General features: G+C 72.2%; 9 protein-coding genes and 1 pseudogene. 1 reads left to right on the forward strand and 9 read right to left on the reverse strand.

Going from position 1 to position 7,598, the window contains the following annotated elements; translation table 11 throughout:
* Nucleotides 1-5: 5 nt before the first annotated feature.
* The 6 genes from trmD to proS all read right to left on the reverse strand — a co-directional run bounded on the left by trmD (nucleotide 6) and on the right by proS (nucleotide 4,424).
* Nucleotides 6-794, reverse strand: coding sequence for a tRNA (guanosine(37)-N1)-methyltransferase TrmD (gene trmD, locus KBX39_RS17255; protein WP_210871518.1), 789 nt, complete (start codon nucleotides 792-794; stop codon nucleotides 6-8).
* A gap of 27 nt (nucleotides 795-821) precedes the next feature.
* Complete coding sequence (gene rimM / locus KBX39_RS17260) at nucleotides 822-1,361, reverse strand: ribosome maturation factor RimM (protein ID WP_043325915.1); 540 nt, start codon at nucleotides 1,359-1,361, stop codon at nucleotides 822-824.
* Nucleotides 1,361-1,621, reverse strand: a complete 261-nt coding sequence (locus tag KBX39_RS17265) for an RNA-binding protein (RefSeq protein ID WP_026268109.1) — start codon at nucleotides 1,619-1,621, stop codon at nucleotides 1,361-1,363. Before KBX39_RS17265 ends, rimM begins: the two co-directional genes overlap by 1 nt.
* On the reverse strand, nucleotides 1,596-2,051 hold the full coding sequence (gene rpsP, locus KBX39_RS17270; protein WP_013284587.1) for a 30S ribosomal protein S16: 456 nt from the start codon (nucleotides 2,049-2,051) through the stop codon (nucleotides 1,596-1,598). Before rpsP ends, KBX39_RS17265 begins: the two co-directional genes overlap by 26 nt.
* 242 nt (nucleotides 2,052-2,293) lie before the next feature.
* The gene (locus KBX39_RS17275) at nucleotides 2,294-2,941 is read right to left on the reverse strand and encodes a DUF402 domain-containing protein (RefSeq protein ID WP_064447254.1); all 648 of its coding nucleotides are present in this window, start codon (nucleotides 2,939-2,941) and stop codon (nucleotides 2,294-2,296) included.
* Between the two features lie 76 nt (nucleotides 2,942-3,017).
* A complete protein-coding gene (gene proS / locus KBX39_RS17280; RefSeq protein WP_187692518.1) occupies nucleotides 3,018-4,424 on the reverse strand; it encodes a proline--tRNA ligase in 1,407 nt (468 codons plus the stop codon).
* Between the two features lie 92 nt (nucleotides 4,425-4,516).
* Between proS and KBX39_RS17285 the strand changes: the two genes are divergently transcribed.
* Complete coding sequence (locus KBX39_RS17285) at nucleotides 4,517-5,092, forward strand: TetR/AcrR family transcriptional regulator (protein WP_064447041.1); 576 nt, start codon at nucleotides 4,517-4,519, stop codon at nucleotides 5,090-5,092.
* Nucleotides 5,093-5,118: 26 nt separating this feature from the next.
* Here the strand turns inward: KBX39_RS17285 and KBX39_RS17290 are convergent, their stop codons facing one another.
* The 3 genes and pseudogenes from KBX39_RS17290 to KBX39_RS17300 form a co-directional block, all read right to left on the reverse strand.
* Nucleotides 5,119-6,198 carry an amidohydrolase family protein gene (locus KBX39_RS17290; protein WP_113971818.1) on the reverse strand — a complete coding sequence of 360 codons (1,080 nt, stop codon included), beginning with the start codon at nucleotides 6,196-6,198 and terminating at the stop codon, nucleotides 5,119-5,121.
* Between the two features lie 18 nt (nucleotides 6,199-6,216).
* Nucleotides 6,217-6,798, reverse strand: coding sequence for a Uma2 family endonuclease (locus tag KBX39_RS17295; RefSeq protein ID WP_210871519.1), 582 nt, complete (start codon nucleotides 6,796-6,798; stop codon nucleotides 6,217-6,219).
* A 66-nt stretch (nucleotides 6,799-6,864) separates the two neighbouring features.
* Nucleotides 6,865-7,598: pseudogene (locus KBX39_RS17300) on the reverse strand (signal recognition particle protein); the annotation flags it as partial.

Here is a 7,598-nt window from a genome sequence, read left to right on the forward strand (position 1 = left end):
CCCCTCTACTTTGCCACATGCCCCGGTGGCGGGGAAAATCCGCCCCGGTCCAGCGTCGCCCAGTCCCGCTTGTCGAGCGTCTCCGGGGCCAGCGCGCCGATCATGTCGGGGCGGCGCCCGGCCGTGCGCAGCAGCGCCTCGTCCCGTCGCCAGCGGGCGATCCGGCCGTGGTCGCCGGAGCGCAGCACCTCCGGCACGTCCAGCCCGCGCCAGGTCGCCGGCTTCGTGTAGAGCGGGGCCTCCAGCAGCCCGTGCGCGTGTGACTCCTCGTCCAGCGAGCCGGCGTTGCCCAGCACCCCGGGCAGCAGCCGGGTGACCGCCTCCAGGATCACCAGCACTGCCACCTCGCCGCCGAAGAGCACGTAGTCACCCAGGGAGACCTCGGTCACCGGCATCCGGGTCGCCGCGTGGTCCAGCACCCGCTGGTCGATGCCCTCGTACCGGCCGCAGGCGAACAGCAGGTGCGACTCGGCGGCCAGCTCGTGCGCCAGGGCCTGGGTGAACGGGACGCCGGCCGGGGACGGCACGATCAGCCGGGGCAGCGTGTGCCCGTCCGGGCTCAGCTCGCCGGGCGCCAGCGCGTCCAGCGCCTCACCCCACGGCTCAGGCCGCATCACCATGCCGGGACCGCCGCCGTAGGGCGTGTCGTCGACGGTGCGGTGCACGTCGTGGGTCCAGGTCCGCAGATCGTGTACGGCCAGCCGCAGCGTGCCGTTCGCGCGGGCCTTGCCGATCAGCGACAGGTCCAGCGGGGCGAAGTACTCAGGGAAGATCGACACGATGTCGACGCGCATGCGGTGGCTCCAGCCGGAGGTCGAGAGCTAGAGATCGAGCAGGCCGTCGGGCAGGTCGACGACGACGCGACCGCCGGCCAGATCCACCTCGGGCACTATCGCCTTGACGAACGGGACCAGCGCGGTACGCCCCTCGGGCCGCCGCAGCACCAGCATGTCGGACGCGGGCGCGTGGTCGATGCGGGCCACCTCGCCCACGTGCTCGCCGTCGCGGGTGACCACGGCGAGCCCGACCAACTGGTGGTCGTGGAACTCCTCCGGGTCCTCCGGCGGGGCGACGTCGGCGCTGTCCACGCCGAGCAGCGTGTTGCGCAGCGCCTCGGCGACGTTGCGCTCCAGCACGCCCTCGAAGGCGACGAGCAGCCGCCCCTGGTGCCAGCGGGCCGACTCGACGGTGAGCGTCGGCGGCACCCGCCAGGCGCCGGGCTCCGACGGGGTGACCCCCGGCTCGGTGGTCAACACCGAACCGGGGGCGAACCGTGCTTCGGGCTCGTCGGTACGCACCTCCACGGTGACCTCACCGCGGATGCCGTGCGGCTTACCGATCCGGCCGACGACGAGAAGCATCAGTACGAGTCGACGATGTCGACGCGTACCCCACGCCCGCCGATGGACCCGATCACCTGGCGCAGCGCCTTGGCGGTCCGGCCGGACCGCCCGATCACCGTGCCGAGGTCCTCGGGGTGCACGCGGACTTCGAGGCGCTTGCCCCGACGGGAGTCGACCATCCGCACCCGGACGTCGTCCGGGTGGTCGACGATGCCCTTGACCAGGTGCTCCAGAGCGGGACGCAGCGGCATGTCAGGCCTGCTCGCCGGACTCGGCACCGGTCTGCTCCTCGGCCTTGGCCTCGGCCTTCGGCTCCTCCGCCTTGGCGGCGGCCTTCTTGGCCGGCTTGGCCGGGGTGTCCGCCACGCCGGCGGCGGCCTTCGCCTCGGCCTCGTACGCCGCCTTGCGGTCGGCCCGCTCGGGGGCGACCTTCAGCGGCGGCGGGGCCGGCAGGCCCTTGAACTTCTGCCAGTCGCCGGTCAGCTCCAGCAGGCGCTGCACGGCCTCGCTCGGCTGGGCGCCGACCGAGAGCCAGTACTGGACCCGCTCCGACTTGACCTCGATCACCGAAGGGTCTTCCTTCGGCTGGTACACACCGACGAACTCGATCGCGCGACCGTCACGCTTGGTACGCGAGTCGGCGATGACGATGCGGTACTGCGGGTTGCGGATCTTGCCCATCCGCAGGAGCCGGATCTTTACGGCCACAGTTGTTTCGCTCCTGTTGCGATCTCACCGGCCCGTACGGGCGGTGTGGCGGGTGAGCGCCGACCGGCACAGTGGGGTTTGGGCCGGAGACTGCTCGGTGAACTGGCGACGCGCCCGGGTTAGAGGGCGCCGGACGCGCGCCGGATACCAGCGAACCATTCTGCCAGATCCGCCCCGGAACTCTCACACCGGACCCGGACACCACGCCCGCGGCGGGTCGGGCCGTGACGGACGACACCCGCTCAGCGCACCGGCGGGCGGTCCCACCCCGGCGGAAGTTCGTCCGGTACATCCCATTCCGCGGGCGGGGTGAAGTCGCACCAGGTGCCGTCGAACGGGAACGCGCCCGCCTCGGCGATCCGGATCACCCGCTCACCCTCGGCGCGTACCGCCTTCTCGTCTGTCACCCAGTAGTGCTCCGGGAACGCCAGCCGCTCGGCGAACTCGTCCTCGTCCTTCCACTCCCAGCTCAGGTCCGGGTACACCACCACGTCGAGGTCCTGGTCGACCATGTCGACACCGGCCACCGCGCCGTCGTCCCAGCGGACGCCGGGCTCCTCCAGGTTGACGTACCAGTTCTGGAAGCGCCCGTGCGCGTCGCGGAACCACCAGACCGAGTGGGCCGCGCCGGTGGGCAGGAACTTCAGCACCGGCGGACCGTTCCACCGGCCCTGCGCGAGCCGGTAGGACGACGTCACCCACTCGGCGAACGGCACGGCCCGCATGCCCAGGCCGGCGGCGTTCACCTCGTGCGCGACGGGCGCCGTCCGCGCCACCCAGAGCAGCAGGCCGCGCTCGTCGTCGGAGACCACGCGGGCCGACCGGACCCACCCGATCCGGCCATGCCGCACGTTCCGGTGCATGATCAGCCGCCCCGGCTCGAACCGCACGCTCACCCCCGCCGTCGTGTTAACAAGGGCCCCCGCCTATGCAGAATGCGTTAAGAAGGGGCCCTTCCTTACACCCTCAGTAGGCGCGGGCGAGGATCGCCACCAGGTCGGGCTCGTCCTCCGAGTCCGGCACCGAGCCGTCGGCGCGCACCAGGCAGCGAACCGTCACGCCCTGCCCGTTCGCCTCGGCCTCGCCCTCGACGCCGACCGCCGACCACGGCACCCGCGCCCAGCCGGTGGCGGACGCCTCGATCGCCTCGGCCAGCGTCGACACCTCGACGGTGCGGGACCGGCGGAACTCCAGCGCCTGGTCGTGCAGCGCCCGCTGGTCGGCCTCCAGCGCGGCGAGGACCGCGCCGACCACGTCGGCCACCGGGGTCGGGGCCTTCGAACCGTCCGTACGCCGGACCACCACCGCGTTGCCGGCGGCCAGGTCACGCGGGCCGACCTCGACGCGTACCGGGTAGCCGCGCAGCTCGGCGTCGACGGCCCGGCGGCCGAACGCGGTGTCGGTCCGGTCGTCGAGCGCCACCCGCACCCCGGCGTCGCGCAGCGCGTCGCACAGCTTGGCCGCCGCCTGGCTCACGCCGTCGCCGTCCTTGACGATCATCACGTACGCCTGGACCGGCGCCAGCTTCGGCGGCACCCGCAGCCCGTTGTCGTCGCCGTGGCACATGATCAGGCCGCCGAGCATCCGGGTGGACGTGCCCCAGGAGGTGGTCCACGCGTGCTCCCGGCCACCCTCGGCCGAGGAGTAGCTGATGTCGAACGCCTTGGCGAAGTTCTGGCCCAGCTCGTGGCTGGTGCCCAGCTGCAGCGCCTTGCCGTCGCCCATCATGCCCTCGCACGTGTACGTGGCGGTGGCGCCGGCGAAGCGCTCCCGGGCGGTCTTCAGGCCGACCACGACCGGGATGCCGAGCACGTTGACCATCAGGTCCTCGTACGCCTCGTGCAGGATCCGCCGCGCGTAGGCCCGGGCGTCCTCACGGGTCGCGTGCGCGGTGTGCCCCTCCTGCCAGAGGAACTCGCTGGTGCGGAGGAAGATCCGCGGGCGCAGCTCCCACCGGACCACGTTCGCCCACTGGTTGAGCAGCAGCGGCAGGTCGCGGTACGAGTCGATCCACTTGGCCATGAACTCGCCGATGACCGTCTCGCTGGTGGGGCGCACCACCACCGGCTCGGCGAGCTGCTTGCCGCCGCCGTGCGTGACCACCGCCAGCTCCGGCGAGAAGCCCTCGACGTGCTCGGCCTCGCGCTTGAGGTAGCTCTCCGGGATGAACAGCGGGAAGTATGCGTTCTCCGCGCCGGCCGCCTTGATCCGGGCGTCCATCTCGGCCTGCATCCGCTCCCAGATGGCGTAGCCGGCCGGTCGGATCACCATGGTCCCCCGGACCGGGCCGTTGTCGGCCAGCTTCGCCTTGGCGATCAGGTCCTGGTACCAGCGGGGAAAGTCCTCCGCACGGGGAGTGAGCACGCGTGCCATGACCGCACATCCTATGCGCCGTGCGGGGCGGGGGTTCGCCGGGGAGCCGGGCCGCGCCGTGTCGCCCGGCGCGGCCGTAGACTTCGACGGCGATGGGTGAGACACGGGACGCGATCGTGGAGGCCGCCCGGGCGCAGACCGTGGCCCTCGGGTGGGACCGTGTCCGGATGGGCGCGGTGGCCGCCGCCGCCGGGGTGAGCCGGCAGACGGTCTACAACGAGTTCGGCACCAAGGCGGGCCTGGGCGAGGCGCTGGCCCGGCACGAGGTGGACCGGTTCGTCGGCCAGGTCCGGTCCGCGCTCGGCGAGCACGACTCCGACGTGCGGGCGGCGGCGTACGCGGCGATCCATCGCACGCTCGCCTCAGCCGCCGAGAACCCGCTGGTCCGGGCGGTGCTGACCAGCACGCGGGGCGGCTCGGAGGAGTTGCTGCCGTACCTGACCACCCGGTCCGAGCTGGTGCTCGCCGAGGCCGCGGCGGCGCTGCTGGAGTGGACGGGTGACCGCCTGCCCGACGCCGATCCGGCGGCCCTGGCGTTCGCGGCGGACAGCGTCGTACGCCTGGTGGTGAGCCACATCGTGCTGCCCGGCGGCCCGGTCGACGAGACCGCCGACCGGCTGGCCGACCTGGCGGTGCGCCTGTTCCTGATGGCGGCGACGGCGCGCTAGCGACGACGGCGGCCGGTCACGGCCCGTCAGCGGACGACCCGGCCGCGCAGGACGATCCGGCTGGGCGTCCGGACCACGCGCAGGTCACGGCGCGGATCTTCGGGGTAGACCACCAGGTCGGCGAGGCCGCCCTCGACCAGCCCGGGGAAGCCGAGCCACTCCCGGGCCCGCCAGGAGGCGGCGGCAAGCACGTCCGGCGCGGACATGCCGGCCTGCTCGTGCAGCAGGAGCATCTCCTCGGCCGCGAGCCCGTGGTCGATGCCGCCGCCCGCGTCGGTGCCGACGTAGATCGGCACACCGGCCTCGTGCGCGGCGCGCACCACCTCGGGGAAGCGGTCGCGCAGGGCGAGCATGTGGTCGGCGTACCCGGGGAACTTGGGCCGGGCCTGCTCCGCGATGTGGCCGAACGTCCGGATGTTGATCATCGTGGGGACCAGCGCGGTGCCCTGCCGGGCCATCAGGTCGATCAGGTCGAGACTCAGCCCGGTCCCGTGCTCCACCGAGTCCACCCCGGCCCGCACCATGATCTCCACCGCCGACTCGGAGAACGTGTGCACCGCCGCGCGTACCCCGGCGGCGTGCGCGGCGGCGACCGCCGCGGTCATGGTGTCGGCGTCCCAGGCCGGCGCCAGGTCGCCCACTCCCCGCTCGATCCAGTCGCCGACCAGCTTGACCCAGCCGTTGCCGGCCGCGGCCTGCGCGGCCACCGTCTCGGCGACCTCCGCCGCGCCGACCTCCACGCCGATGTCGCGCAGGTAGCGCTTGGGCGGGGCGATGTGCCGGCCCGCGCGGGCCAGTCGCGGCAGGTCCGGCTCGTCCTCCAGTTCGGGGTACGGGTACGGCGACCCGGCGTCGCGGATCGCCAGCACGCCCGCGTCCCGGTCGATCCGGGCCAGTTCCCGCGCCTGGTCGAGCGAGGTGATCGGGCTGCCGCCGCGGGCGATGCCGATGTGGCAGTGCGCGTCGGTCAGACCGGGCAGCACGAAGCCGCCGTCGGCCACCGTCTCGGCGCCGGGCACCGGTTCGAAGGTGACCCGGTCGCCGACCAGCCAGACGTCCCGGACCTCGTCGTCGGGAAGGAACACACCGCGCACGTGCAGAGCCATGTGCACAGTCCTACCCGATCAGTCCTCCTCGCCGGCGAGCAGGTCGTTGCGCCGCGCGGTCAGCGCCGGCAGATCGACCGAGACCTTCCAGGGCCGCTCGGTGACGAACAGGTCCTCGGTGTGTGCCAGTTGCTCGTACTCGCGTGCGGCGCCGTCGAGCGTGTACTCGGTCAGCGCGATCCGCTCGTGCTGCGGATCCACCACCCAGTAGGAGCGGACCCCGGAGCGGGCGTAGACCTTCGCCTTGTCGTACAGGTCGCGGAAGTGCGACGTCGGCGAGACGACCTCGACGGCGAGCAGCGCGTCCTCGACCGGGACCGGCGACCGGCCGGCGTGCTTGCGCCGGATCACCACCACATCCGGGCGCGGCTCGTTGCGGCGGTCCACCCGCATGGACAGGTCGATGCTCACCAGGAACTCAGGCGGGCAGTTGACCTCAAGCGCGAGTAGGAGACGGACACACAGATCCTGGTGCAGGGCGGTGGGCGACGGCACGATCAACCTTCCGTTGATCAGTTCGTACGGAAGGTCCTTGGGCAGGTCGCCCAGGTCGTCGACCGTCCACTCGTGCCGCTCGGGCAGGATCGGCGCCGCGGTCATGACATCTCCTTCCAGGGGGCGAACCGACCCTAGGTGATGATCACATCGCCCACTGTCACCGACACGCTAGCGGGGGCCCTTGTCGCCGCCCTTGCCCAGCTTGTTGAAGTCGATCTTCGGAAGCTTGAAGCCCGGCGGCAGGCCCTGCCCACCCGCCAGGTCACCCGGGTCCAGGCCCGGCGGGAGCTGCGGCATCCCGCCCGGGAAGCCACCCGGCATGCCGGCGCCGGTACGCGGCCGCCCGCCGCCCTTCGTGCCCTTGCGCTTGTTCTTCGGCGACTTGGTCGCCTTGCGCCGGCCACCGCCGGGCAGGCCCATCATGCCGCCCATCTGCTTCATCATCTTCTGCGCGTCGGTGAAGCGGTTGAGCAGCTGGTTGACGTCCATGACGGTGACGCCGGAACCGTTGGCGATCCGGGCCCGGCGGGAGCCGTTGATGATCTTCGGATTGGTGCGCTCGGCCGGGGTCATCGACCTGATGATCGCGGTCACGCGGTCGAAGTGCTTGTCGTCCAGCTCGGCGAGCTGGTCCTTCATCTGCCCCATGCCCGGCATCATGGCCAGCACGTTGGCGATCGGGCCCATCCGCCGGACCGCGATGAGCTGATCGAGGAAGTCCTCCAGCGTGAAGGTCTCCCCGCCCATCAGCTTGGCGGTCATCTTGTCCTTCTGATCGGAGTCGAAGGCCGCCTCGGCCTGCTCGATCAGAGTGAGGACGTCGCCCATGCCGAGGATCCGGCTGGCCATCCGGTCGGGGTGGAAGACGTCGAAGTCCTCCAGCTTCTCGCCGGTGGAGGCGA

The organism is Micromonospora sp. D75, assembly GCF_018070405.1.
Classification (GTDB): domain Bacteria; phylum Actinomycetota; class Actinomycetes; order Mycobacteriales; family Micromonosporaceae; genus Micromonospora; species Micromonospora chalcea.